This window comes from Paenibacillus sp. MABNR03 (assembly GCF_050455445.1).
Classification (GTDB): domain Bacteria; phylum Bacillota; class Bacilli; order Paenibacillales; family Paenibacillaceae; genus Paenibacillus; species Paenibacillus xylanilyticus.
In genome coordinates this window covers 469,816-494,834 of sequence record NZ_JBCIYR010000001.1, presented here as the reverse complement: position 1 = coordinate 494,834, position 25,019 = coordinate 469,816, and the positions used below count along the sequence as shown (strand labels likewise).

The 25,019-nt window shown below is 48.2% G+C and carries 23 protein-coding genes; 12 read left to right on the top strand and 11 right to left on the bottom strand.

From position 1 onward, the window contains the following. Positions 1–69 precede the first annotated feature (69 nt). Entirely contained in the window at positions 70–591 is a 522-nt protein-coding gene (locus tag AAIH57_RS02185; protein WP_430020386.1) for a hypothetical protein, read from the bottom strand. Positions 592–626: 35 nt separating this feature from the next. After that, positions 627–2,288 carry a diguanylate cyclase domain-containing protein gene (locus tag AAIH57_RS02180; protein ID WP_430020385.1) on the bottom strand — a complete coding sequence of 554 codons (1,662 nt, stop codon included), beginning with the start codon at positions 2,286–2,288 and terminating at the stop codon, positions 627–629. A 317-nt stretch (positions 2,289–2,605) separates the two neighbouring features. On the opposite strand from AAIH57_RS02180, the gene AAIH57_RS02175 reads away from it, so the two are divergent. The 6 genes from AAIH57_RS02175 to mnhG are packed head-to-tail and all read left to right on the top strand — an operon-like array spanning position 2,606 to position 8,514. After that, complete coding sequence (locus AAIH57_RS02175) at positions 2,606–5,560, top strand: Na+/H+ antiporter subunit A (RefSeq protein WP_430020384.1); 2,955 nt, start codon at positions 2,606–2,608, stop codon at positions 5,558–5,560. A gap of 1 nt (position 5,561) precedes the next feature. Next, positions 5,562–5,900, top strand: a complete 339-nt coding sequence (locus AAIH57_RS02170; RefSeq protein WP_175396270.1) for a Na(+)/H(+) antiporter subunit C — start codon at positions 5,562–5,564, stop codon at positions 5,898–5,900. Next, complete coding sequence (locus AAIH57_RS02165; protein ID WP_430020383.1) at positions 5,893–7,371, top strand: Na+/H+ antiporter subunit D; 1,479 nt, start codon at positions 5,893–5,895, stop codon at positions 7,369–7,371. The genes AAIH57_RS02170 and AAIH57_RS02165 overlap by 8 nt, the downstream gene beginning before the upstream one ends. 6 nt (positions 7,372–7,377) lie before the next feature. Next, a complete protein-coding gene (locus AAIH57_RS02160; protein ID WP_413033763.1) occupies positions 7,378–7,854 on the top strand; it encodes a Na+/H+ antiporter subunit E in 477 nt (158 codons plus the stop codon). Then, positions 7,854–8,138, top strand: coding sequence for a Na(+)/H(+) antiporter subunit F1 (locus tag AAIH57_RS02155; protein ID WP_175396267.1), 285 nt, complete (start codon positions 7,854–7,856; stop codon positions 8,136–8,138). Before AAIH57_RS02160 ends, AAIH57_RS02155 begins: the two co-directional genes overlap by 1 nt. Continuing rightward, a complete protein-coding gene (mnhG, locus tag AAIH57_RS02150) occupies positions 8,122–8,514 on the top strand; it encodes a monovalent cation/H(+) antiporter subunit G (RefSeq protein ID WP_175396266.1) in 393 nt (130 codons plus the stop codon). The genes AAIH57_RS02155 and mnhG overlap by 17 nt, the downstream gene beginning before the upstream one ends. Before the next feature lie 104 nt (positions 8,515–8,618). Here the strand turns inward: mnhG and AAIH57_RS02145 are convergent, their stop codons facing one another. The 4 genes from AAIH57_RS02145 to AAIH57_RS02130 all read right to left on the bottom strand — a co-directional run bounded on the left by AAIH57_RS02145 (position 8,619) and on the right by AAIH57_RS02130 (position 14,143). After that, complete coding sequence (locus tag AAIH57_RS02145) at positions 8,619–9,638, bottom strand: alpha/beta hydrolase family protein (RefSeq protein ID WP_430020382.1); 1,020 nt, start codon at positions 9,636–9,638, stop codon at positions 8,619–8,621. A 285-nt stretch (positions 9,639–9,923) separates the two neighbouring features. Continuing rightward, the gene (locus tag AAIH57_RS02140) at positions 9,924–12,122 is read right to left on the bottom strand and encodes an MMPL family transporter (RefSeq protein ID WP_430020381.1); all 2,199 of its coding nucleotides are present in this window, start codon (positions 12,120–12,122) and stop codon (positions 9,924–9,926) included. Between the two features lie 234 nt (positions 12,123–12,356). Continuing rightward, entirely contained in the window at positions 12,357–12,977 is a 621-nt protein-coding gene (locus tag AAIH57_RS02135) for a flavin reductase family protein (RefSeq protein WP_175396408.1), read from the bottom strand. 164 nt (positions 12,978–13,141) lie between these two features. Continuing rightward, positions 13,142–14,143 carry an iron-hydroxamate ABC transporter substrate-binding protein gene (locus AAIH57_RS02130; RefSeq protein ID WP_312884298.1) on the bottom strand — a complete coding sequence of 334 codons (1,002 nt, stop codon included), beginning with the start codon at positions 14,141–14,143 and terminating at the stop codon, positions 13,142–13,144. Between the two features lie 254 nt (positions 14,144–14,397). Here AAIH57_RS02130 and AAIH57_RS02125 point away from each other — a divergent pair, with 254 nt between their 5' ends. Further along, a complete protein-coding gene (locus AAIH57_RS02125; RefSeq protein WP_175396262.1) occupies positions 14,398–14,982 on the top strand; it encodes a hypothetical protein in 585 nt (194 codons plus the stop codon). Between the two features lie 64 nt (positions 14,983–15,046). On the opposite strand, the gene AAIH57_RS02120 is transcribed toward AAIH57_RS02125, so the two are convergent. Beyond that, positions 15,047–16,276: a multidrug effflux MFS transporter gene (locus tag AAIH57_RS02120; RefSeq protein WP_430020380.1), complete on the bottom strand. Its 1,230-nt coding sequence runs from the start codon at positions 16,274–16,276 to the stop codon at positions 15,047–15,049. Positions 16,277–16,314: 38 nt separating this feature from the next. Next, on the bottom strand, positions 16,315–17,061 hold the full coding sequence (locus AAIH57_RS02115; protein WP_430021314.1) for a GTP pyrophosphokinase: 747 nt from the start codon (positions 17,059–17,061) through the stop codon (positions 16,315–16,317). 241 nt (positions 17,062–17,302) lie between these two features. Between AAIH57_RS02115 and AAIH57_RS02110 the strand changes: the two genes are divergently transcribed. Both AAIH57_RS02110 and AAIH57_RS02105 read left to right on the top strand, forming a co-directional pair. Then, the gene (locus AAIH57_RS02110) at positions 17,303–18,175 is read left to right on the top strand and encodes an alpha/beta hydrolase family protein (RefSeq protein ID WP_430020379.1); all 873 of its coding nucleotides are present in this window, start codon (positions 17,303–17,305) and stop codon (positions 18,173–18,175) included. 92 nt (positions 18,176–18,267) lie between these two features. Further along, positions 18,268–18,987, top strand: a complete 720-nt coding sequence (locus AAIH57_RS02105) for a YoaK family protein (RefSeq protein WP_430020378.1) — start codon at positions 18,268–18,270, stop codon at positions 18,985–18,987. Positions 18,988–19,025: 38 nt separating this feature from the next. On the opposite strand, the gene AAIH57_RS02100 is transcribed toward AAIH57_RS02105, so the two are convergent. After that, the gene (locus AAIH57_RS02100; protein ID WP_430020377.1) at positions 19,026–19,937 is read right to left on the bottom strand and encodes a LysR family transcriptional regulator; all 912 of its coding nucleotides are present in this window, start codon (positions 19,935–19,937) and stop codon (positions 19,026–19,028) included. 140 nt (positions 19,938–20,077) lie between these two features. Between AAIH57_RS02100 and AAIH57_RS02095 the strand changes: the two genes are divergently transcribed. The 3 genes from AAIH57_RS02095 to AAIH57_RS02085 all read left to right on the top strand — a co-directional run bounded on the left by AAIH57_RS02095 (position 20,078) and on the right by AAIH57_RS02085 (position 23,470). Then, positions 20,078–20,782: an O-methyltransferase gene (locus tag AAIH57_RS02095; RefSeq protein ID WP_430020376.1), complete on the top strand. Its 705-nt coding sequence runs from the start codon at positions 20,078–20,080 to the stop codon at positions 20,780–20,782. A 79-nt stretch (positions 20,783–20,861) separates the two neighbouring features. Continuing rightward, on the top strand, positions 20,862–22,169 hold the full coding sequence (locus tag AAIH57_RS02090) for an MFS transporter (RefSeq protein ID WP_430020375.1): 1,308 nt from the start codon (positions 20,862–20,864) through the stop codon (positions 22,167–22,169). Positions 22,170–22,345: 176 nt separating this feature from the next. Next, complete coding sequence (locus AAIH57_RS02085) at positions 22,346–23,470, top strand: AbrB family transcriptional regulator (RefSeq protein WP_430020374.1); 1,125 nt, start codon at positions 22,346–22,348, stop codon at positions 23,468–23,470. A gap of 254 nt (positions 23,471–23,724) precedes the next feature. On the opposite strand, the gene AAIH57_RS02080 is transcribed toward AAIH57_RS02085, so the two are convergent. Together AAIH57_RS02080 and AAIH57_RS02075 are read right to left on the bottom strand one after the other, a co-directional pair. After that, the gene (locus AAIH57_RS02080; RefSeq protein WP_175396256.1) at positions 23,725–23,991 is read right to left on the bottom strand and encodes a YkgJ family cysteine cluster protein; all 267 of its coding nucleotides are present in this window, start codon (positions 23,989–23,991) and stop codon (positions 23,725–23,727) included. Between the two features lie 43 nt (positions 23,992–24,034). Then, positions 24,035–24,886, bottom strand: a complete 852-nt coding sequence (locus AAIH57_RS02075; RefSeq protein WP_430020373.1) for a chemotaxis protein — start codon at positions 24,884–24,886, stop codon at positions 24,035–24,037. Between the last annotated feature and the right edge of the window lie 133 nt (positions 24,887–25,019).

Genomic DNA, 25,019 nt, shown 5'->3' with positions numbered 1-25,019 from the left:
ACACCAAAGAGTTGTACCGCGAACCGAATTCGGTTGTGCAGTACAACTTTTTTGTTTCACAATATGTGATTAATCGGCCCATTCCCAGCGATGAGCGTATTGTTCAAGTTTAGGATGAAGGGAATCCGTCTGACCATCGATAAGGAGACGGAGTTTCGTAATCCAATCCTTGAATGAGTCAAATGAAGCAAACAAATTCGCCATTTCAGAGGTCAGATAGAGAAAATGAGGTGCCGGATATTCAGCTGTCAGATGACGCAGAGCAGAATCAATTGGCGTATACTTCTTCCTCTTGCCTTCCAGCCCCTCGACTTTGATGCGGAATTCCATATGATCTCTCCTCCAGTCATGAAGGCGATCCTCCCTTTTATAATAGGCCTGCACTCCATCCTTGCTCATTCGCTTGACGGTGCTCTCATGCAGCGGGTAGAGAACCAGCTGTGTAAACGCACGCGTATCTGAAGCGACTGATGCACGTTCAAGCTGCTCATCTGTTACATGCTCGAATGAATCATAGAAAATCAGTGTACCCTTCCGGTTTGCCGGTGGCGGCTCGTAACCGTAAGGAACCGAAGTATATTTTCCAGACATGTTATCCCTCCCTGTCCGAGTATGTTCATGTTCACCTATCTATTCGTATCCTGTTCTTCATGGTCCTTCTTCAAATCCACATAGAATGTCATTTTATTCTTGCCCGAACGCTTCGATTCATACAATGCTTCATCAGCCATTCGGATAATTTCACTCGGATTGACGCTGTTTGTCGGATACTCGGCACCACCGATACTGCAGCCAATGCGAATCCGTTCATATTCAATGATAAATGGTTTATTCAGACTCTGGATAATTTTTTCCGCGTAAACACTCGCTTCCTCTTTTGGATCAGTCCCGATGGACCGAAGGACAATGAGGAATTCATCTCCGCCCAGTCGAACCGTAATACCCTTGTCATGGCTAAGGGCCATCAGGCGCTGACCCACTTTTTGGAGCAGGACGTCCCCGGTTTGATGTCCAAGAGTGTCATTTACCCGTTTGAATCCATCCAGATCCAGATAAAGGAACGTCAGTGTATGATCGGCACTCTCTGACACAAGAGATTCCTCCAGATACACTTCGAGCGCTGTCCGGTTAGGCAAACCTGTCAGTTGGTCATAATGAGCCAAGTTCTGCATGAAGACCAGTTCCGAGTCTTTATTGGTCAGCGTGGTCAGCATGTCCCTAATTGACACGGATAACACTTCAATCTCCTTGATCCCCCTGTTCTCCGGAATCTGTACCTGATCACCTGCACGAAGCTGGTCTGCCACTTGAGTTAAACGCGCAATCGGGGATGAGATCCGGCGAGAAATAAGCCATCCAATGAGTGCGAACAGTACTGTAACCGCAAGTCCCGCCCAGACGTTAAACCATAACATGTCAGTTACGGAAGCAAAAGCCGTGGACTTGAGCTGACGAACGACAATGGTCCATCCAAGGCCGGGATAATCGAGATGACCCTGGCTGAAGGCCATTCCGGTAACATATTCCGTCCCGTCCGCCCACTTCTCTATGGACCAGCTCGTCTTGTTGATCTCCGCTGCCTGCATTCCCGACAGTTCCAGTGGTTGACCAATCCATTCCTCAGGACCAAGAAGGACCGTGTGCTCTTTTTGACTCACGATGAACATCTCGATGTCCTTTTCCCTGTATTTCAAAGGCTCAAGAACAGCCTTCTGCACCTCTTTCGCCCACGCCCAGCTTAAATGTGCAGCCAGCACACCCGCAACCTCACCATCCTTATATTTCAGGGGAAAACTGATATCAACAAATTGCAGCGGTTCTCCGCTTGGATTCGGAAGCAGCTTGGCTAAGAGAACTGCGTTATGTACGTCTCCAATAAACTTACCCTTGATTCCTTCCTGATACACAGGTCGTTCAGACAAATCTTCACCACGCAAGATGCCATCCGTCGAAGCTAACACTTTTCCTTTCGGATCCATGAATCCTACCCAGGAGAATGAGGGAAAGCTATTCTGTAGCTGATTCAGCAGCATCTGGATTTCGGAGGGATCAAAGCGGTCTTCAAGCGCAGCCATCTGGCCAAGGAGATCCAATTCTCCGGAACGCGCCCACATGAAGCGATCCAACTGGTCCGCTGTTTGGGAAGCCGTGCTGGTCAGGGAGTGACCTATCTCTGTTTCAACAGCGACCGCTGACTTTTGACTGAAAATGTAACCGATCGTTAATGTCACCAGCAAGGATAACACGGCGAAGGTCATGGTAAGTATGGTTCTAAGTTTGTAGGACATGTTGGCCTCCAGTAATCGGTGAAACCATCTTGCTTTCAACACTAGACATGCTGGAAAGGACACATGGGATGTCACCTGTTCGTTTTCATCTTTATCGGAAATCATGCCCTGTTTTATTATACACGTCACATCCAAAGTTATATCGCCGTTACATACTCAGGAACCGCGGGTTTCTTCCATTCAAAGAATAGTCACGATTCTGTATATACATACTTGGGTTATGAATATAGAGAGCAAGCATATCATCCTATGATGAGATGACGATCAGCATGTTAGTCATACAGAGAGAACTTCAACTAGAATTGGGGGGTGTAATATTGAGCCTGCTTCATCTTGCTGTTATTTTCCCTTTTGCGATGGGAATTTTGCTTACGATGTTGAACCGCTTCTTCCGTAAAATACATATGGGATGGCCGGTTCTTATTGTTCCAACGGTGTTGTTCGTATATTTTACGAGCCTCATTCCTACCGTGTCTCAGCGGAACCCGGTATCCGGGTATGTCCCCTGGATTCCGTCACTGGACATTGGATTTAATCTATATCTTGATGGTTTAAGTTTGCTGTTGACCCTGTTAATCACAGGTATCGGGGTTTTGGTGGTGCTCTACTCCATTTATTACATGAATCAAAAAGAAGACCTGAAACGCTTCTACCTGTATTTGCTCATGTTTATGGGCGCCATGCTGGGTGTCGTGTTGTCTGACAACATGATTGTATTATATGGATTCTGGGAACTCACGAGTATTACCTCATTCCTGCTGATCGCCTTTCATTACAAACGCAAAGCCTCCACATCAGGGGCCCAGAAGTCATTTCTAATTACCGTATTTGGCGGTTTCGCCATGCTTGCCGGATTCATGATGATGTACCTGATGACCGGAACGTTCAGCATCCGTGCAACCATTACGGAATGGGGACAGATTCAGGAGAGCGCATTATTCTTGCCTGCACTTGTACTGATTCTAATCGGCGCATTTACCAAATCCGCGCAATTTCCGTTTCATATCTGGCTGCCGGATGCAATGGAAGCTCCGACACCCGTCAGTGCATACCTGCATTCGGCCACCATGGTTAAGGCAGGGATATACGTCGTTGCCCGGTTTACTCCAATCTTCGGTGGACAAGGAACGTGGTTTTGGCTCGTAACAGGCGTAGGTCTCCTGACTTTATGTTACGGATCATTCCTTGCTGTGAAAAAGAACGACCTCAAAGCAATTCTTGCCTATTCCACAATTTCACAACTCGGATTAATCATGTCACTGTTTGGCGTTGGCTCAGCTGCTCTTTACTTCGGTTATGGCGAGTCCTCTGCCGTTTATACCGTTGCAACGACAGCCGCTTTGCTCCATTTGTTCAATCATGCGACCTTCAAGGCAGCTCTCTTCATGGTTGCCGGCATTGTGGATCATGAAACGGGTACACGCGATATTCGCAAGCTTGGAGGACTGGCATCCTTTATGCCAATCACGTTCACGGTAGCGCTCGTCGGTACACTTGCCATGGCTGGCATTCCACCCTTTAACGGATTTCTGAGCAAGGAGCTGTTCTTCCAAGCCATGGTGGAAGTGACACATTTGCGAATATTCGGTCTCGGTTCGTGGAGTGTACTATTACCAGTACTCGCTTGGCTTGCCAGTGTGTTCACCCTGATCTACGCGCTTATTATTGTGTTCAAAACATTCCTCGGTCAACGTCGCAGTGAACTTCCAGTGGAGAAGCTGCATGAAGCTTCGGTTGGCATGCTGATTCCTCCGGTTATCCTCGGTGTACTCGTCATTACATTCGGTCTATTCCCGAATCTGCTGGCTGGATCCCTCATTGAGCCGGCGATGGCCTCGGTACTTCCAGCCCTTTTGGATGGCAAAGAGCACTTTGATGTGCATTTCTCTCTGTGGCACGGAATTACGCCTGAACTAATCATGACCATCGGTGTGGTTATTCTTGGGGTTACATTGTATAAGCTGTTACCGCGCTGGAAAAATATTTATGAACACTACCCGCAGGGCTTAACGATTAACAACATCTACCATGTTGTTCTCGACAATGTGCAGCATTATGCCCGCAAATGGACCGAAGCTTATATGAACGGATCTGTTCGAAACTATCTGGTGTACATTTTCTCGTTCACCGTTGCCTTGCTCGTTTATGCCTTTTTCCGTTCAGGCGAAAATATTACCTGGAATTTCAAAGGGCATGCTCCGTTCTCCTTCTATGAAGCGGTTCTGCTTATTGCACTGATCGCAGCTGCAGTCTCCATTCCTTTTGCCAAAAACAGATTGTCTGCTGTTATCATGACAGGTGCTGTCGGGTACCTTGTGACCCTGCTGTTCGTATTGTTCCGTGCGCCCGATCTGGCATTGACCCAGATGATTGTAGAGACCGTCTCAGTTGCCCTGTTCTTGCTATGCTTCTACCATCTGCCTGAGCTTCAACGTGGGCGATCCAGCCGCAGATATCTGAGTGTAAATATGATCGTAGCCGTAGCAGTTGGTATTGTGATGACCTTTGTAGCCCTCGCCGCAAGCGGAACTGCTTCATTGGAGAGCATTTCCAACTTCTTCGTTCAAGAAAGCTACAATCTGGCAGGGGGAAAAAACGTTGTCAACGTGCTGCTGGTGGACTTCCGTGGGTTTGATACCATGCTGGAAATTATGGTGCTGGGGGTTGCCTCGTTATCCATCTACTCCATGATCAACCTGAATCTTGAAGCGAAGGATCTCGGAGCCCGGTTGAAATTCCGGAAAAAAGAAAATACCCAAGAAAACGATAAACATCTGGATGACGAAGCAGATAATACGAAAAAATATGGAAACCAGGAGCGCAGCTCTTCCACCTGGGATACAGTGCCGCTGCAGAGTAACGACGTGCTGCTGCAAACGACCACCAAAGTGGTTGTGTTTATCATCCTCACCTTTGCACTGCATTTGTTCTTCGCTGGACATCATAATCCAGGTGGAGGTTTCATAGGTGGATTGGTCACCGCTGCTGCACTCGTCCTGATTGCTCTTGCATTCAGTACAGATACAGTACGTAAAGCGCTGCCCATTGACTTTCGCAGCTTGACAGCCGTCGGATTAGCCATCGCCCTGTTGACGGGAGCAGGTTCCTTTTTATTCGGCGCACCTTTCCTCAGCCAGACCTTTGGTTATTTCGAACTGCCTTTGCTGGGAGAGACCGAGCTCGCCACCGCCATGCTGTTCGATCTCGGCGTGTATATCGCTGTCCTTGGCGTCACCATGAATATCATTCTACAGATCGGGGAGGATCGCTGATATGGAAATATTGATGTGCGTTGCTGTAGGCATTCTGTTTGCCGTCGCCGTCTTTTTAATCTTGTCACGGAGCCTGCTCCGGATCGTGCTGGGCATGTCCATCCTTACCCATGGGGTGCATATGCTTCTGATGACGATGTCACGGCTTAAAACAGGTGCCCCTCCCTTGCTTGGGGAAAAGGCAGAAAGCTATGTCGATCCGCTGCCTCAAGCACTGATTTTGACATCCATCGTGATCAATTTCGGGTTAACCGCCTTCTTCTTTGTTCTGTCGTACCGTTCCTATTTGAAGCTGAGAACGGATGATATGGAAGAAGTAAGGGGGCGTCCATATGAATAATCTCGTCGTTTTACCATTACTGCTGCCGTTGATAACAGGTGTTATTGCCATTCTGTTTTTCCGGAAGATCCGTATCCAGCGTATCGTCAGCGTCATCGGACTTCTATTAACGGCTGCTGCATCAACCGTATTAATTACACAAGTGGCGAGTTCAGGTGTACAGACCCTGAATATGGGCGGTTGGGCTCCGCCATACGGTATCGTACTTGTTGCCGATATGGTATCTGCCCTGCTCGTTATAGCTGCTTCTATCATAGCGCTGGCATGTCTGCTCTATGCCTTTCGAAGTATAAACAAGGAGCGGGAAGAACATCATTTTTACGTCTTCTTTCATTTTCTGATTGCAGGCGTAAATGGTTCTTTTCTGACAGGCGACCTGTTTAACCTCTTTGTCTGTTTCGAACTCATGCTCATTTCTTCTTATGCGCTAATCGTACTTGGAGGAACGGAAAGACAACTGCGGGAAACGATCAAATATGTTCTGATTAATATTGTTTCATCCGCATTATTTGTCGCCTCCATTGGCTTCCTCTACTCCATAACAGGCACGCTGAACATGGCACACTTGTCCAATCGGATTGCGGAAGTGGGTCAGAGTGGTGTGATCACGCTGATTGCGGTTCTGTTTCTCATTGTCTTCAGCATCAAGGCGGGTCTGTTCCTGTTCTTCTGGCTGTCAGGTTCCTATGCTGCTCCCCCCGCTGTGGTAACGGCTCTGTTCGCCGGGTTGCTGACCAAAGTGGGACTATATGCGATTGTGCGTACATTCACACTTATTTTCTACCATGATCCGGACTTCTTTAATGCACTGATCGGATGGATGGCTGGCGCAACCATGATTCTAGGTGTAATTGGAGCCATCTCTTATCGTGACGTGAACAAAATTCTGGTCTATAACGTTGTTGCAGGTGTTGGATTTGTCGCCTTCGGCATGGCCGCAGCAAGTCGTCAGGCTCTGGAAGGTCTGCTCTTCTACATGCTGCATGATATGCTGATCAAAACACTGCTCTTCCTGCTGGGAGGTGCCCTGATCGCAGTTGCGGGTACGTCCAAACTCGACAACATGGGTGGTCTGATTCATCGCTATCCGCTGCTTGGCTGGATGTTCTTCATCAGCGCACTTGCACTGGCAGGTATCCCTCCGTTCAGTGGTTTCCCGGGTAAACTGCTGCTCTTCGAAGGCGGCCTGCAAGCCGGTCTGTACGGTCTTACAGGAATAGCGGTACTCTCCAGCCTGCTGATGCTCTACTCGGTTCTGCGCATTTTCATTCAGGCGTTCTGGGGCGAACCGCCAGCAGGTGTTATTAGACGGCCCTATGCCGTGAACGGCCTGTTAATCCCTGCCGGAATTTTGTTTATATTCATCATCGTAATGGGCTTGGGCGCTGAAGGGATGTTCCAGCTGACCGCCCGCGCAGGCGACATTCTACTGCATCCCAATATTTATATTGATGCCGTATTGAAGGAGTAGATGTTTATGGCCTTTCAAATTGTATTAAATCTCATTATTGCCTTTGTATGGATGTTTCTGAATAACGCTTGGGACGGTGTTGGTTTTCTAATTGGTTATCTGCTGGGACTGCTGCTGATCGGCAGTATGCGGCGATTCTTCCCCCAGCGCTTCTATATTGTGCGAGTCTGGGCCATCATCAAACTGATCTTCCTGCTGTTCAAGGAGCTGATTCGGGCCAGCATTGAAGTCATCCGCCAGATTATTAAGCCCAAACTGGAAATTCGGCCCGGTATTTTCACCTATCGAACGCAGTTGTCCTCTGATTGGGAGGTTACCTTTTTATGTCTGCTCATCTCGCTTACACCGGGCTCACTGCCCCTTGAAATATCGGGGAATCAACGGAAGCTCTTTATTCACGCATTGGACATCAAGGATGAACAGAAAATGAGGGACGATATCAAAAACACGTTTGAAAAAGCCATAATGGAGGTGACGCGTTAATGTTAACCTCAATGTTATTCCTCTCCCTGCTTGTGCTATCCCTGGCGATCCTGGGGTGTCTGTACCGCGTGCTGCGTGGACCATCCATGGCTGACCGGATCACTGCCCTGGATACGATTGGCATTAACGTCATTGCCGTCGTAGCCGTTCTGTCCATGATGCTCCATACGCAGGCTTATCTTGATATCATATTGCTGATTGGTATCCTTGCTTTTCTCAGTACAGTAGCATTCGCACGTTACATTGAACGGGGGGCGGTATTCAAAAATGAAGGAGATCGTTAATGGAGCCGCTGAAATAGCGATCGGTCTGATCGTTTTACTTGGAGCCTTGCTGAGCGCACTCAGCGCATTTGGATTGATTCGACTCCCAGACGTCTATCTGCGGGCACATGCCGCAACGAAAAGCACCACCCTCGGCGTGTTTTGTGTACTCATCGGAACGTTTTTCTTCTTCTGGTATTTCGACAACTATATCAGTGCGCGTGTATTGCTCGGTATTCTGTTTGTCTTCATTACCGCCCCGGTTGCCGGTCACCTGAACGCACGTGCAGCCTATCGCACGGACGTTCCGCTCTGGGAACAGAGCGTCCAGGATGAACTAGAACCGCTGCTCAAAGGTAAAAAAGTCAACCATGAAGCCAAGGACATGATGGAATGACTGATAATGTACATTTTCATATGGACAAAACCATGAACAACCCCGCAGCATTCGCACTAGGTGCGCCATGTTACGGGGTTGCTTTGGGATCACGTGACACCTATTTATAGAAACTTCTTAAGCCAACGATAGGCCTCGTCACCGCTAATCTCATGTCCGCCTGCAAAAAAGTCCGCACCAAGAACATCCATTGCATCCTCTTGTTCATAAATCTCACCCAATCGTACGTATGCCTCCCTTGCCGTAACCTGCGGAAATACCCGATCCTCACTTCCTGCTTCAATGAATAACGGCCTTGGGACAATCAGACCCAGGATATCCGGTAACTCGGCTTCACGTAAGATACCCGGAATATAATTATCCAGACAATGATTTCGGTCAAGAATACTGCCTTGAAACGTATTGGCATAACCGCTGATTACTGTCGCGCGGCATCTTACATCCAGCGCTGCTGTAAATGCAGCTACCAACCCGCCGCCTGATATACCCATGATTCCGATTCTCTCTGCATTGACTTCTGGACGGGAGGACAAATAATCCAGGACTCTTATTGTCTCATATACCCGATGTCCAGCCAGCGTCTGTCCGGCCATCAACAGATGGGCTGCAATCTTGGTACATGAACTAGTTCCTGGCGGTGCATCCCGATCCTCCTCCAGTCTCCGATCTCCGAATCCGAGCAGCTCAGGCGCGGCAACAACGTAACCCTGCTGCACCAGGGCTACCGCAAAATCCTTATGGAGACCCTTCTCTCCTGCACGCGGCGAACCGTCAGGCTCCATACCGGTAATCTCCCGGCTCCCGTACCCATGGCCATGACAGGCGATCACAGCGGGGATGGGCTCCTGTTTACCGTTTATCCCATTTGGGATCAACACATATATCGGCATACGCAATCCCGCATAGGTGGTAATCTCCACACGTTCTCGCATGTAACCGTCACAGGAAGTGCGTTCCAGCAGGACAGCATTCAGTTCTGCTGCTGCAGCCGGAAAATCCCCCAACCTTGTCCTTATCCTCGATCGCAGCTGCTTGCTCCATTGTTCAAGCGGCTGCCCTGCCTGATACGCGGAACGACCGCGGGGGCTTGTTTGTTTACGCAGATAGGACTCAATCTCCGCCATTATGGTTTATCCCTCCCTGTTCATTCAAGCTCTCACTTATACAAGAAACAAATATTAGGCTAACCGGACTTATTAATATCCAGTACTTTTCCAGTACATTATAGAACAACCCTACTGCATGTAAATTCAACATTAATGCCTGATTATTCCGAATACATGCTATTTTTATGAAAAAAGAGACATCCCTGCAGCCTGGACAACAGACTTTAGGAATATCCCTCTACTGGATGCCAACCAGCATGAGCTTGTATGATGTAAATCCGGAAGATGATAGCTTTGGACTTTTTATGTTTTCTGCCCTGGCAGCCACCAGTTCCATTTCCCCATCAGCTTCATCAGTGCAGGTACAAGCAGCAAACGGATGACGGTAACATCAATGAAAACGGCTGCGGTAATTCCAACACCAAGCTGCTTCACCCCTTCCACATCACCAAAGGCAAACGGCACGGTTACTGCAAGCAGGATGGCTGCCGCCGATGTAATCAAACGACCGGTTGATGCAAGTCCTTGCATCACGGCCTGGTCACTGTCTCCTGTACGTCGATACACCTCTTGTATACGAGAAAGCATAAATACGCCATAGTCCATTGAAATGCCGAACACAAGGCCTGCGATAAACACCGGAATCATGATGGCAATCGCCGCTGGCTCCATTCCCAGATGCCCCTGATTGAAGACCAGTACCAGTGCTCCGAAGGAAGCTGTCAGGCTGAGCATGTTCATTAGAATGGCTTTTATTGGAATAAGCAGTGAGCGAAACGCCGCGAGCAATACCATGTAATTGGACACGATCACGAATACCATTACCTTGGGAAGTTGACCCAAGATTTCCTGAATGATTTCATGCTGTGCTGCTGCTTCTCCGCCATAACGGATGGGTATTTCTATATCCGATTGTTCCGCGTCTCTGTCTTTCATTCTTTTCAGCCAGTCTGCGGCTTGCCCCGAACCAGGTGCTCCCTGGATGGTAGCCACCGTGCGAATCGTGTCCTCGGATACATACAAGGGAAGTAGAGAATTTTGTAAAGTCATCTCCCTACCTGTGCTTGTACCCCGAATTGTCCTACCGATACCCGGCCTGTCCTTTTGCCGTATTCCCCATACGGACTCGATCTGTAAAACATCTTCATCTTTCAGTAGGTCCCGCACCTTCTGAAGTGCCGTATTCCAGTGCGCAGCAGTTAACTGCTTTCCTGTTCCTCCGATAAGGATATCAACGGAAGATACATCCTTTTGGCCGAAAACCATCTGCAAGTCCTCTGCCGCCTGGCGGGATTCTATCCTTGCGGGCAGAGACGTCGCATCCGGAATCGCCATCTCCAACTGTCTGACGGGAAGTACACAGAAAAGCAAAATGCCGGTGCCTAGCATTGTCATCCGGACAGGCTGTTTCATCACCGTGCCGAACCACCGATGCCAAAAGGAACGCTTACGCTGTGGCGTACTGAACGAGTACTGCTTTTTCCGTTTAAAAATCCGGTGGGCATAGAGTGAAAGAATGGCAGGCAGCAGGGTCACGTTGAGCAGTACCGCTATTACCAAAACTGTCATTGCTCCGAGCGAGACACTCAGAAACATGGGCAGTCTGATCCAAACCAGTGACAGTAAACCAAGCAGCACGCAAGCTGCAGAAAATAAAACAGCCCTTCCGGCTGTGCGTAACGTCCTTTGAAGAATCTCATAAGGATCCGGGGCTCTATGATGCTGATCCCGCTGCATCTCTTCCCGGTATCTGCTCAGAATAATCAGCGCAAAATCAATGCTTAGAGCCATTCCCACCATCGGTATGACATTGATAACGAAATTCGATAGCTCCACATAATACCCCATGAGCGAAGTAACGCCCATCGCTGTGACGACACCAACGATACCCATAATTACTGCAATTAGTGCCGCATGCAAACCTCGGAATGCAAAACATAAAATCAGCAGCGCAATCGGCAGGCCAACCATCTCTGCCCGCTCCAGATCGCGAAAGCTCAAATGATTAACATCCTCCTGGACCACAGGCTTTCCGGTTAGACGAATGAATCCGGCATCATCGGCCGCAACCAGGGAGCGAAGACGCTCAATGGGAACATCCATCCGGTGTGCCGGGACATCAAAATCCAGCAGTGCATATGCAGTGTCATCCCGCATCATGGCGCTTCCTCCAGCTTCAAGCGGAGAGATTATGGTTGCCATATCGGGAAGTGTGCGTATTTGCTGGAGATGCCTCCCGATCCACTTTCGAAATTCTGCCGAAGAGGTTCCTGTCTTTTTTTCATAAACGACAATTACCGGATCATCCGGTATTCCGAAGTCTTCCTTGAGAATCGCTTCCACGTGATGTGCATCCCCGTGAATCCGTTTTAACCCGTGATCCTGCACAATACCGGGCAATTTCCATGCCCAAACGGCTGACATCCCGATAATAAGAACCCAGCTGATCATGATGAACCGTGGATATCGGCCAATAAGGAAAGCAAGGCTGCGATATCCCATATCCAGGCTCCTCTTGTATCCGATTGGTATACCAATTTTCTTCGTAGGGGTTGGCGAGTAACAACGGTCATATAACGTATTGGAATAGTACAAGTCTATTCAGCCCAGGATCAGTTTATGTGTTCAGCAAACAAGCAAAGACGGACAACCTGCACATCTTGCACAGATTGTCCGTCTTAAATAGGGAGCCGGTCTCGAACTCCGCATAGCGGTTCATATGAGGAGGCGATGTTTCTATACAGGCCGTACCACCGTAAATCGCTCGCCAAGCTTGGCGTAGTCATTCCCGGCTAGCCGGCTGATCGGTTTCAGCTGATCCATCAAAATGTAATGATGAGCAGGATCATAAACTTTTTCATTAAAATGATACTGTACAATGCGAACCAGCAGCAGATCAGTGACAGGTTTGCCCTCGTCATTAGACACAGGAATGTGTTGATATAGTTTGCATTCCATGCGGATGAGTGCCTCCTGTATTCCTGGCACCGCTACAACAGTGCTGCCCACTGTTGTCAGGTTAGTCCGCTCCAGCTCACTTTCATGCGGTTCGAGCAGGGCTGCCGTCTCGTTCATCTCGTTGACAATCGATTCATCACAGATATGTACTACAAGCTCTTGCCCAGCAATGACATTGCGGGCCGTGTCCTTCATGACTCCATCCTTGCGGTTAATGGAAATCGATAGTACGGGCGGATCTGAGCTAACGACATTAAAGAAACTGAACGGAGCAGCATTCACGACGCTGCCATCCTCTGAAAGCGTTGTGACAAAAGCGATCGGGCGCGGCACTACCGAACCACTCATCAGTTTATAATTATCCCTGCTCGTCAAATCATTTGGATTCAATGTGTACATCATAAAATTTTCCCCTCCCTCATCAGGAAACGAACGGTTTCCCCACAGATGCTGCTTCCTAGTCATTATATATCGCGGAAGGTTGAAATAACAAAAAACTCCCTGATGCCCATGACACCAGAGAGTTTACAATGATGTGCAACCGACATCATGTTCAATTCAATTTATTTAACAATGCTGTTCTGAATATCTTCCAGAATTTGAGTGTTCGCTTGAACTCCGCTATACAGCCAGCTGCTTGTGCTCTCAAATTCAAATACATCTCCGTTTTTCACTGCAGGTATACTTTGCCATACAGCATCGTTCAACGCTTCTGCCCCTGCTCCCTTATCACTGTTAACCAGGAACAGATAGTCAGCGTCCATTTCTGCGATCTTTTCCATGGAGATCTCGGACCAGTTACCTGTTGCCTTTGCCGATGCTTCCTTCACAACTTCAGGCTGTAACAGTCCAAGTTCGTTGTACATGACTTCACCGCTGGAGACATTGTTACTTACAACATAAAACTTGTTGTTGAAAAGCCACAATGCCGCTGCAGACTTCGTACCACCTGTAACCGAGGCAACTTTTTCCTTAATTTCTTTTGCTTTTGCATCATAATCATCAAGGGCTTTTTGTGCTTCATCCGATTTGTTCAGGAGTTCACCTATTTTCAAAAGAGCCTGACGCCAATCTTTGTTTACATCATCACCAAGTACATACGTTGGAGCAATTTTGTTATACTGCTCATATTTTTCACCTTCAACGGTACTCTCACTGCCCATGATAATCAGATCTGGCGAGAAGCTGGCCATGGCTTCAAAAGGAAGTTCGCTTGCAATTGTAGGAATTCCATTCAGATTTTCTTGAAGATAATCCTGCACACTGCTGCCATCACGGGCTGACCACTGAGCAGCCGGCTTAACGCCGAGTGTTACCAGATGATCTTCTAGATAGGAAGCAATGACACGCTGCGGATTAGCTGGAATCGTCACATCATGACCCTGTGCATCTTTGACTGTTCGTTCTGCTGGTGCTTCTGTCTGTGTCTCTGTCTCCGTTGTTGTATTGGTCTCTCCTGCTGCTGTTCCGTTGTCTGCGGACTTCGTTCCACATGCGGCCAGCCACATGGACATGATCATAATCGTAATTAAAAGCATGATCCCTTTTTTATTACTCTTCAACACGTGATTATCCCCTTTCATGATGAACACCTCTATTTGAGCTGGTATGGCAAATTTAAAAAGGGCCACACACTCTCCGTGCATATAATCCCTGTATGTACTTGTCATTTCCATTGACAATGATAATTGTTATCAACTAAGTTGTCAATGCAGTTCTTGCTGATATACAGGGATCGTTGTCTACGAGTCCATTCACCTTTGGGCGAATGCCACCATATGATGTTTTCAGAATACGACGACAGGAAGGATGTTCGTAGATGGATTACGTGAATAACAGCTATGCAGGATATGGAGAAAATCGTTCGGTTCAGTTGTCTCCATTGTTCCCGGGAGGCGGACAGCCTACCCAAGGGATCCCCGGAGGACCGGGCTCTTATCCTCCGTTTTATCCAGGCGGAAGTACCGGTGGACAGCCACCATTTTTTCCAGGGGGTGGTCAAGGCACGGTTCCAGGTGTTCCTGCTCAGTTAACACAAGGTAATCTGCCTACCGTGCTGAGCGCCTATCCCCGCCCGGTAGGTCAGCCGCCCGCGGAGATGGTATTTCTTTATAACCTGATCAAAAGCAGCCCAGGGCTTCTGCCGCTGTTTATCCAACAGCAACCGCAGAATTTGACTCAGGCTGTGCAATTCGCCCAAACGGGCGTAGCTGCGCCCCGGGATCATAACCAGCGTGTACTGCCCAACTTTTGCTATAACCGATGGTCCCTTGTATTTACTTATAATGATGTCTATCTCATGTGGCCTGCCATCAACCTGTTCGGTTTTGTCGTAGGATACTTCTATCCGTTCCTGACTCCTGGCATTTTGCTCAATACGCAAATTTTGTTTGCTCTCTGTTAAAAAATCAAAGCGCCCCGTCCGGAGCTTAAACCTACGGATGGGGCGCTTTCGCGTTTCATTGTATTTAACGGGTATGTTGACGAGACCCACGCTTGCCCACCATAACCAGGTAGATCAATAATGCACCAAGATCAGCACAGGCGATAACGATCCCCATGGGTACAGCCGTTCCTTCTCCTCCCAAACCAACGAGCGGAGCTACGATACCGCCAAACAAAAATGTCATGACTCCTATAAGTGCAGATGCGCTGCCTGCTGACTTTTCCTGATTGGCCATAGCCAGTGCAAAAGAAGCTGTGTTAACGAGACCTACGCTGGAAACGACAAGAAACAGCGGAATCAGTATGGAGATCAGGTTTCCCCCTGCCAGAATGGAAATAAGCAGGGATGTGCCTCCCAGTGCAGCTGCAGCGAGACCCGCGATTAGCAGACGGGTTTCGGACACTTTGCCCGCCAATCTGCCGGCAATCTGACTTGCCAGAATGATTCCCAAACCATTAATGGCGAAGCAGACACTGAACATCTGCGGAGAGACGCCATAGATCTTTTGCAATACAAACGGTGAACCGGATATGTAGGCAAACATCCCGGCTGCTACAAACCCTTGGGTTAACGCATAACCCATGAACAGACGGTCCGCTGTGATTTGGCGAAATGTGACCAAGGTCTGCTTCAACCCTCCGCTAGATCTCCGTTCGGACGGCAGTGTCTCTCCCAGCCCGAAAATAACGGCCAGTAACGTGAGCACACCAATAAGGCTGAGCAAGATGAAAACGCCTCGCCAAGATGTATAAACGAGTAATTGTCCACCGATAATGGGTGCAGCAATGGGCGCTACGCCGTTAATAAGCATTAGCAGAGAGAAGAACCGGGTTAACTCCGGACCGGAATACACATCCCTTACAACCGCCCTTGAGATTACAATTCCGGCTGCACCCGCAGCCCCCTGAATAAAACGCAGCACAACAAATGAACCCATCGTTGGGCTCACCAAACAGAGTATCGAAGCGATAGTATATAGCACCAATCCTGCAATAAGCGGAGTACGGCGTCCTCGTACATCACTGAGTGGTCCTGCCAGCAGTTGTCCGGCTGCAAGTCCAACCATGCAGGCTGTTAGACTAAGCTGCGCGTACGAAGGCGAGGAATGAAAATCCTCGGCCAATGTAGGCAGTGCAGGCAGATACATATCCAGGGACAGCGGACCGAAGGCCGACAATGTCCCCAAAATCAATGCCATGCGTACACGAGATGTGGATGAATGGTTTAAAGAGGCTGGTGTACTTTTCAACATGTATGACTTGTTCCTTTCCCTACGAGGTGCTTGCTGCCCTAGTGTTCACCGTCTCCAAGCAGCCGCAGCAGATTGGATGGCAGTGTAAACTGTTGATTGTTAATGATAATACGGCGCAGCTCTTCTTCATCTCGCTCATTCTCTGCATCCTTGATCTCCTGGATCTCCCGGTGGAGTCTCTCCATTTGTTGATCGAGGGCGTTCGCGGAATCTGCTGCACTTTTCAATTCTTTGGTCAGACGTTCAGGAACGTCCTTGTTGTATTTATAGAAGATTTTGTGTTCAAGGCTCGCCCAGAAATCCATCGCAATGGTACGGATCTGAATCTCAACGCAAGCACGCTCTTCACCATTCGACATATACACAGGTACATCTACCAGAAGGTGCAGGCTTTGATATCCATTCGGTTTCGGATTTTGGATATAATCCTTCACCTCAAGCACGCGCAGATCACTCTGATTGCACAGCATATCCTTGATCCGATAGATGTCCGAGATAAAGGAGCACGTGATGCGCACCCCGGCAATGTCCTTGATGTTTTTCTTGATACTTTCGAAGGTCAATTGGTGATTTTTGCGGAACATCTTGTTCATAATGCTTTCAGGTGACTTCAATCTGGATTTTGTATGCTCAATGGGGCTGTAATCATGCAAGGACTGAAACTCTTCCTTCAGCACTTCAATTTTGGTCTCCATTTGATCCAGAGCAAATTTATAAATCATCATAAATCTTGTAATTTCATATTTGAATTTCTTGAATTGATCAATTGGATGTGGAGCGTTCATCATGGTTTTCTTCCTTTCTTAATGCACACTTGAGTTATTTATAAGGATGAGAATACAGGCTGTAATGCCTTCTCCTAATTCATTATAAATCATATGGAGCCAATAAACGAATTTGTGACACACAGACTGTCAGGATGATCGGAAGGTATGGGATCTTTTTTTTGACACATGCTACATGGTATTCCCTGCTCTGATCGTTATCATATCAACATCTACCGACCATGAAAGAGGCTGATTCTTTTTGCTCTATCAAGTGACGTATTCCTCCAATGAATTTCGTGTAAAAGCGTACATGTGTCTGCCCGAAGGTTGTATGCTCACTTCTTCCCGGATCAGGCTAGGCATGGAAGATCATGCTCAGTTATGTAATCTCGACTCGTTGGATCAAGTGGAGTTTCAGCTGCTCGCAAGTCGATATCCTCCGCAGCAGGACATAAACAGTATGCAAGAACAGTGGCCGGTACTGATCTATTGTCGCGGAGGACTCGGCAGCTATGGGGGTGTAAAAACGGCCTGGGTAGAGCAGTTTGCCCACAAGGGCTATATTGTGTTTGCCCCTTCCTATCGTGGCAATGAAGGCGGCGAAGGCCGGGACGAGTACGGCGGACATGATATCGAAGACGTACGTGCGGCATACCGATTGATGTTAGAACTGCCGTTTGCCGATCCAACACGCATCTCACTGATGGGATTCTCACGTGGAGCCATTAACGCCGTTCATACCGCAACCTCCTTCAACGAAGGGCCTAATCGTGTACATAAGCTTGTGCTTTGGAGTGGTGTTGCGGATGTGGAACGAACGTATCACGAACGAACGGACCTGAGACGTACATTGAAACGCGTACTGGGTGGGTCGCCCCGTGCCGTGCCCGAAGCCTATCTCGCCCGTTCTCCACTGTCTGTTGTTTCCAAGCTTCGCTGCCCGGTGCTAATTATGCACGGTACGGCAGACACCCAGGTGAACTATAGCCATGGAACCCGTATGTATCATTGGTTGAAACAAAGAGGAATCGAAGTGAACTTTCATGCTTACGGAGGACAGAATCACTGGTTTCATGAGCATATTCATCTGACCGCTGTTGATAACATGTTTGATTGGCTCACAGCACCTTAGTTTCAGGTGGAAATCGAAGGCGGCGTCTTTATTTTATGGGATGATGCTGTATACTGGAGGGGTTAAGGATCTATTGAAAGGACGGAATCATCATGCAATCACTGCCTCAACAAAAATATTCCCTTCTGCTGTTGTGCCTTGCAGCTGGAATGGTCGATGTCATTGGATATCTAGGGCTGGGACATGTGCTTACTGCCAATATGACCGGTAACATCGTACTGCTAGGTATTGCGATTGCCCGCGCTCAGGAAATTGTCGTTTTGCGTTCATTGATCGCTCTCGCAGGATTTATCGCCGGCAATGCCATTGCGGCTCGCATGATCGGTACCAATCAAACCAAAAACGGCTGGTCTCCCCGCGTTACACATGTGTTCGTGGTTGAAAGCATTCTGCTTCTGATGTTCGCCATCGCCATGGTCAGCCCTTATTCAGAACAGGGGTCTTATCTGCTCATTGCTATACTGGCCGCTGCTATGGGGATGCAGACGACAGCTGCCCGGCGGATCGGAATCGCCGGAATCTCCACAACCGTACTGACTAGCAATCTCGCCGCAGTTGTCGAAGATGCCGTAGGTATTCTTCAGCGTCTCCGGCACGCAAGTGTGGGTTCCCTTTTGAAGGTTTTATCCACTGACTCGTATTTACGGGCGTATGCCGTAGTCATCTATCTGATTGGCGTTATTGTAGCCGCGCTTCTGTTCCACAACGTGCCTATCATTGCTGTCTGGGTACCTGTAATATTGGTTGGGGGCGTAACCGTAATTGCCAAATACCGTTTCACCATTGATCGAGTTGAACAATCCGAAAGCTAGTGTGCTAACGAATCTCTAAAAGCATAAGTCCATATGACTCATCCACTTTGAGCTTCATTCCTTTGGGATGCTTCCTGCCGAATGAACTGTACCAAATGCTGTGCTGCAGGTGACAACACCTCGCCAGCTCGGGTACAGACGGCTATCGTGTTTTTTAGATGGACCCCTCGAACGAATACACGTGCAAGCCTGCCCTCCCGAACATCCTCCTTCACCACCAGTGAAGAAATAAAGTTGGCACCATAACCCGCTTTTACCGCACTGATCGTTTCATTCAGACCATTAAACTGCAGCGCAATACGAGGAGAAGCCAGGTTGTTTGTGGTGCACAATGAGACAAGCCGTTCACGTGTCACGCTGCCTTCTTCACGCATGATAAATGGTTCTGCCACCATATCGGCCAGATCCACTTCCCGCTGGGCATATGGATGATCGGGATGCACGACAAACCACATTTCATCCTCAAACAGTTCATCCCAATGGACGCCATGATGTGTGATCCCGCTTCCACCGTAAATGGCAATCTCCGCCTCATAGCGCAGCAGCTGATCAAAAGCCATTCGGGTATTGGTCGTGCTGACGACCAGTTCCACATCCTCATGCATCTGCTTGAACTTCGCAATCCAGCCAGGCAGCAAAAAGTTGGAAGGCAAGTATGTCGCCGTCAATCGAATCAACCCTTTTTTCCCTTCACGCATATCCTTCACAAAGTTCTCCACATCCTGTTCCAGCATAAACAGGCGTTCCGCATATCCTTTTAATTGTGCCCCTGCATCGGTAAGAACCAGTCGTCTACCCTCCGAAACAAATAACCGAATTCCCAGTTCACGTTCAAATTTCTTCACCTGAGCCGATACCGCCGGCTGGCTAATATTCAATTCTTCTGCGGCACGCGTGACACCGCCATATCTTACAATGGCATGAAACAATCGCAGTCCATGTAAATTCATTTCTTTCACTCCTTCCATCCTATAACACATAACTTATTATTATGATTATATTCATAATATATATTTTATTTATGTTTTTACAAGCCTTATAGTTGAATTATGAAATTCAAAACATGGTTATTGGAAAGGAAGATATCCCGATGAAAAATGTACATCCTTCCTCAGCTCAACACAACTGGACTCAGGTGGACGATTATTTGAATAAGCTTCTGATTCCCACGGATTCACTGCTGGAGCAAACGCTGCAATCCAATGCAAAAGCCGGTTTGCCGGCCCATGATGTTGCTCCAAACCAAGGGAAATTGCTTCAGCTCCTGCTTCAAATTCACAGAGCGGCACGGGTACTTGAAATCGGAACCTTGGGTGGATACAGCACAATCTGGATGGCTAGAGCACTGCCTGAACACGGGAAAATTGTTACGCTTGAAGCTGATCCGCATCATGCTGAAATGGCACGTACCAATCTTACGCGAGCCGGGCTTATCAATAAGGTTGATCTGAGAGTCGGTCCTGCACTAACGACCCTGCCTGACGTGCAGGAAGAATACAGGGAACCTTTTGACTTTATCTTCATTGATGCTGACAAACCAAGTAACCCCGATTATCTAAGATGGGCACTCCGTCTGTCCCGGCCGGGAAGCCTCATTATCGGGGACAACATCGTCAGAGACGGCGAAGTGGTCAACGCGGAAAGTACAGACAACAGAGTTCAGGGCGTACGCCACTTCCTGCAGCTGATCTCCGAGAACCCCCGTCTGGAAGCAACGGCCCTACAGACCGTAGGCAGCAAAGGATATGATGGATTTGTGATCGCTCGCGTGATTGAACATCATGACACAAAATAAACAGCGGTCAATTCTTCCGCAAATTCTCCTTTCCTGTTAAACTGGAATCACTGCACTGGTAACGACTGGGGGATTCTACTTGAGGGTTTTACGACAGATTCATGCTGAAATTCGGGGTTGGTCCCGAAATATTCAACTCTTTTTTCTGGCAAGCATTCTGTATCAGATCGGAAATGGCATGTTCTCGGTTCTGTACAATCTGTACATCCAGGGACTGGGCTACAATGATACGATGAATGGCCAGATCGTAAGTATACAATCGTTGGCGACAGCCATCATGTTTGTGCCCATCGGATTATGTGGCGATCGGTTCAGCCGAAAACGCCTGCTCATTACTGGGGCTTTATTCAGCGGAATTTTCCTGATTGGCCGTTCATTTGATTATTCTGCGAGCGGCCTGATCTGGTTCGCCGTATTTTCAGGGCTATTTGCGGGAGTATTTCAGGTCCTGGCCATCCCGTTTCTGGCTGAGAACGTGAAGAAAAGTCAGCGATTGAAGATGTTCAGCTATTATTCCTCCATTGTACTCGCTTCACAAGTGCTTGGAAGTCTTGGCGGCGGAGTATTTGCCGACCTTCTGCATACAGCGGGAATCGCCAAGGTTACTGGATTGCAAACCGTATTGTTCATTGGTGGTGCAGCGACACTGGCAGCGTTTATTCCGCTTCTGTTTGTATCCGATGAGAAGGCTCCTGCACACATGGCGACGACTGATCAAGCCGTTCCTGCACCGATTGCGTCAGAAAATAGAAATGGTTCAGCTGCCCAACAGCTCGGGGATGTAAAGGGCAAAAATAAAGACTCCCGACTGATTGGTCAGTTTGTAATCACCCAATTACTGATTGGATTCGGTTCCGGACTGGTCGTCCCCTACCTGAATCTGTATTTCACCAACCGTTTTTCCGTTTCACTCAGTGCCATGAGCTTGCTGATTTCGCTGGGCCAGATTATGACGATCGTATCCATGCTGATTGGGCCAACTCTTGCCGCCAAAGTGGGCAGTGTGCGGGCCGTGGTCATCTTTCAGGTGCTGTCCCTGCCATTTTTGTTATTAACCGGCTTCACGAATCTGCTGCTCATTGCCTCTGTGAGCTTTCTGTTCAGGCAAGCATTGATGAATGCTGCCAATCCGATTCAATCTGCCATTCTGGTGGACAGGGTATCCGACAAGCGGCGCGGCATTGCGAATTCCCTGATGCAGACTGCATTTATGGTTGGGTGGGCCACGATGGGACCCGTTCAATCCCATCTTGTAACCACGTATGGCACCTATTGGGGCTACGCCATTACGTTTAGCATTACTGGCAGTTTATACGTGATTTCCTCGCTGATGTACTATATGATGTTTAAAGAGCCCAAGCCTTCAGCACGTGTTCGGTTGAACTAAACCAATGGCACCAAGTTAGCTAACATCAATAGTTGTTAACATCTAATCGTTCGCAAACATTGAACAGCTGCGGGATTCGTATTTTACCATCAGGAGTGATCTTACATGAATCGCACTTTCAATCCAGACTCATATTCACTGCTCATAGAATCCGATTCAGCCGGAAGACGTTGCGGATGGAACTGATGCATAGACTCAGTCCCTCCGCCTTTTTCCGTTTTATTCTTAGTCTTGGCGTCTCTATTCTTGGCGGACTATTGTTCACCGCGATCCATACGCCGATTCCCTGGCTGCTTGGACCCATGGTATTCATGCTGCTTGTCTCACAGGTGGCTAAACTGCCGCTCATGTGGCCAACCTCCATCCGGGACTATGGCATTCTGATTGTTGGCTACTCTATTGGGTTAACATTGACAGAAGATGCTCTGGAAAACATTCTCCACCAGCTCCCCATGATGCTGCTTATGACCATGCTGTTAATTGGATTATGTACATTGACCGCATATATTGCTTCCAAGCTGACTGATTTTGACTTTCCTTCCCTGCTCGTGGGCAGCATTCCCGGCGGGCTGTCTCAAATGGTCTCTCTTGCAGAGGAGATGAAATCGATCAATCTGACTCTGGTGACCTTTTTGCAAGTGACCCGGCTGATCATGATTGTGTTCTGTGTTCCGTTCCTGCTGTTCAGTCCGTGGATTGGCGGAACGCTGGGTGCCTCAACTGATCCGCAAGGGATTGAAGCTGCTACGTGGATTGATCTCTTTCCGGAGATTCTGCTCTATGGACCGCTCTGTGTAGCTGGTGCCTGGGTGGCTCGCAGACTTCGATTTCCTACAGCGTTTATGCTTGGGCCGATGATTGTCATGTGTGTCATTCAACTGACTACAACGATGGATACACCACCGCTGCCGTCCTCCTTGCTGAACATATCGCAATTAATGATTGGCAGTCACGTGGGTCTCATGCTTCGACCGCAGCAATTACAGCGCAAGGCGCAGACCATTACCCTTGCTGTGCTCAGCAGTGTTCTTCTTATTGCAGGCTCGCTTGGGCTAAGTTATGTGCTGATGCATCTATATTCACTCACGGCTGCTACCTCACTGCTCAGCATGGCCCCAGGTGGAATGGACCAGATGAGTATCATGGCTCATGAGGTGAACGCCAATTTGTCCGTTGTGTCAGGGTATCAGCTGTTTCGTATCCTTTTTATTTTCTTCATTGTATCCTCACTATTGAAACTCCTTCTCACACATCTGCTGAAGAGACAAGAAGAGCGGACCCGTACCACATCCACCTCCTGAAATGGATAAGCACACCAAAAAATAAGAGTATCCATAGATTTATTATCCATGGATACTCTTTTTAGCCTATTTCCAGATATGAAACTTGTTTAATGCAAAATTGACTTTTTCGTTCGTTTTATGAGTACGTGCGATTATACATCCAGCTGACTACACCTACTGTCACCACGGCAGCAGCAATAAAAACATAATATCCCGTCTTGCTCTTCGATTTAGAATAATAAGTATAATTATCCTTTTCCAATAAAACAACTTCACTCTAGAATCCGAGGGTTGGTTTCCTGTTCCAGCCAGGCCAGTATATCAAAAGCCTCCTGATCCGTACTTCCACACATGTCAGCCGAAGCCTGCAATCCGCTGCATACAGCCGGACGATCCGGCTGACCGAATATGCTGCAGCGATTGTCCTCCGTCAACTGTACACAGCGTACACCTGCTGGTTTACCATCTTCCATACCCGGGATCGGTGAGGAAATGGATATGGCAATGCAACATGCGGCGCAGCCTGTCCTGCATTCCAAATGAATTCCCCCTTTCTTCTTCTCATATCTAGATGAATGGACGTCATCCACGATTTACCCAAGTCCACGTCCGTGCCAGCCCTTGTGCAATTCTCCGGTTCATGGCGCTATTTCCGAAGTACCCTCCATGACTAAGCGGATTCCAACTCCCGATCCAGCCACCCGAGTTAATCTCAATATCCGCCTTGACCGCAGCTTCATAGGCCGGATCGATGGGCCTTAAAGGATATCCAAGAATATCGTCCCGATCATAAAAATTAACCCACTCCCCCTCCAGCCCAGGGAAGTACTGCTGTGCCGCCATGGAGGACGGCACCTGAATTGGACAGCTAAAATCATGATAGCGCAGACTCCATAGTGGCAGTGTCGTTCCAAATGAATAGAAGTTCGTTAACGTGTCTCCCCGCTCCAATGCAGATGTGACATCCACAATCGACGGAACCCGACTGGATGGAAACTGCAGATCATAAAAAAAGTTACTGGCAATGACAGCACCCAGGCTGTGGGCGATAACACAGAGCGGGGCTTCAGGACCGCTGCGCTGTGCAAGTGCATGCAGGGCTCGGTTTAAGCTGCCATGCACTGCGTCATAATTATGTCCTTGATGCTCAACCGGCTGATAAGCAACGGCATCCGCCAGATAATGTATAACAAATCTTCGCAGCACCTGGTAATTCAGCCGTTGTGAGCTAACAAGCTGCTGGTATAAGGCTTCTTCTCTCTCTTCAAAGACGTCAGCCCAGAAGACTGGCTCAATATCCAAATATTTTTCCGCAGCACCACGCATAACCATCACCTGATCGAATTCCTTATGCAAACGTGATATCAGTGTATCCGCATAATCATCCCTTTGCATACCCAGCCCATGAATAACCATTACTGTGACACGGGTCATGGCTCTCCTCCTTTGTCCACTACACTAGGAACTCTTCCTGAACCATATGAATACTCCATCAGTAACATGCATATACGCGGCGATTCAACGATGATGTTATTTTAAATTTTAATTTATACATAGTGTATCATGA

What these genes read in the sequence shown, in the direction of transcription:
- AAIH57_RS02185 (WP_430020386.1), bottom strand. Translation starts at nt 591, where the DNA reads ATGTCTGGAAAATATACTTCGGTTCCTTACGGTTACGAGCCGCCACCG.
- AAIH57_RS02180 (WP_430020385.1), bottom strand. Translation starts at nt 2,288, where the DNA reads ATGTCCTACAAACTTAGAACCATACTTACCATGACCTTCGCCGTGTTA.
- AAIH57_RS02170 (WP_175396270.1), top strand. Translation starts at nt 5,562, where the DNA reads ATGGAAATATTGATGTGCGTTGCTGTAGGCATTCTGTTTGCCGTCGCC.
- AAIH57_RS02165 (WP_430020383.1), top strand. Translation starts at nt 5,893, where the DNA reads ATGAATAATCTCGTCGTTTTACCATTACTGCTGCCGTTGATAACAGGT.
- AAIH57_RS02160 (WP_413033763.1), top strand. Translation starts at nt 7,378, where the DNA reads ATGGCCTTTCAAATTGTATTAAATCTCATTATTGCCTTTGTATGGATG.
- AAIH57_RS02155 (WP_175396267.1), top strand. Translation starts at nt 7,854, where the DNA reads ATGTTAACCTCAATGTTATTCCTCTCCCTGCTTGTGCTATCCCTGGCG.
- mnhG (WP_175396266.1), top strand. Translation starts at nt 8,122, where the DNA reads ATGAAGGAGATCGTTAATGGAGCCGCTGAAATAGCGATCGGTCTGATC.
- AAIH57_RS02145 (WP_430020382.1), bottom strand. Translation starts at nt 9,638, where the DNA reads ATGGCGGAGATTGAGTCCTATCTGCGTAAACAAACAAGCCCCCGCGGT.
- AAIH57_RS02140 (WP_430020381.1), bottom strand. Translation starts at nt 12,122, where the DNA reads ATGGGATATCGCAGCCTTGCTTTCCTTATTGGCCGATATCCACGGTTC.
- AAIH57_RS02135 (WP_175396408.1), bottom strand. Translation starts at nt 12,977, where the DNA reads ATGTACACATTGAATCCAAATGATTTGACGAGCAGGGATAATTATAAA.
- AAIH57_RS02125 (WP_175396262.1), top strand. Translation starts at nt 14,398, where the DNA reads ATGGATTACGTGAATAACAGCTATGCAGGATATGGAGAAAATCGTTCG.
- AAIH57_RS02120 (WP_430020380.1), bottom strand. Translation starts at nt 16,276, where the DNA reads ATGTTGAAAAGTACACCAGCCTCTTTAAACCATTCATCCACATCTCGT.
- AAIH57_RS02115 (WP_430021314.1), bottom strand. Translation starts at nt 17,061, where the DNA reads ATGAACGCTCCACATCCAATTGATCAATTCAAGAAATTCAAATATGAA.
- AAIH57_RS02105 (WP_430020378.1), top strand. Translation starts at nt 18,268, where the DNA reads ATGCAATCACTGCCTCAACAAAAATATTCCCTTCTGCTGTTGTGCCTT.
- AAIH57_RS02100 (WP_430020377.1), bottom strand. Translation starts at nt 19,937, where the DNA reads ATGAATTTACATGGACTGCGATTGTTTCATGCCATTGTAAGATATGGC.
- AAIH57_RS02095 (WP_430020376.1), top strand. Translation starts at nt 20,078, where the DNA reads ATGAAAAATGTACATCCTTCCTCAGCTCAACACAACTGGACTCAGGTG.
- AAIH57_RS02085 (WP_430020374.1), top strand. Translation starts at nt 22,346, where the DNA reads ATGGAACTGATGCATAGACTCAGTCCCTCCGCCTTTTTCCGTTTTATT.
- AAIH57_RS02075 (WP_430020373.1), bottom strand. Translation starts at nt 24,886, where the DNA reads ATGACCCGTGTCACAGTAATGGTTATTCATGGGCTGGGTATGCAAAGG.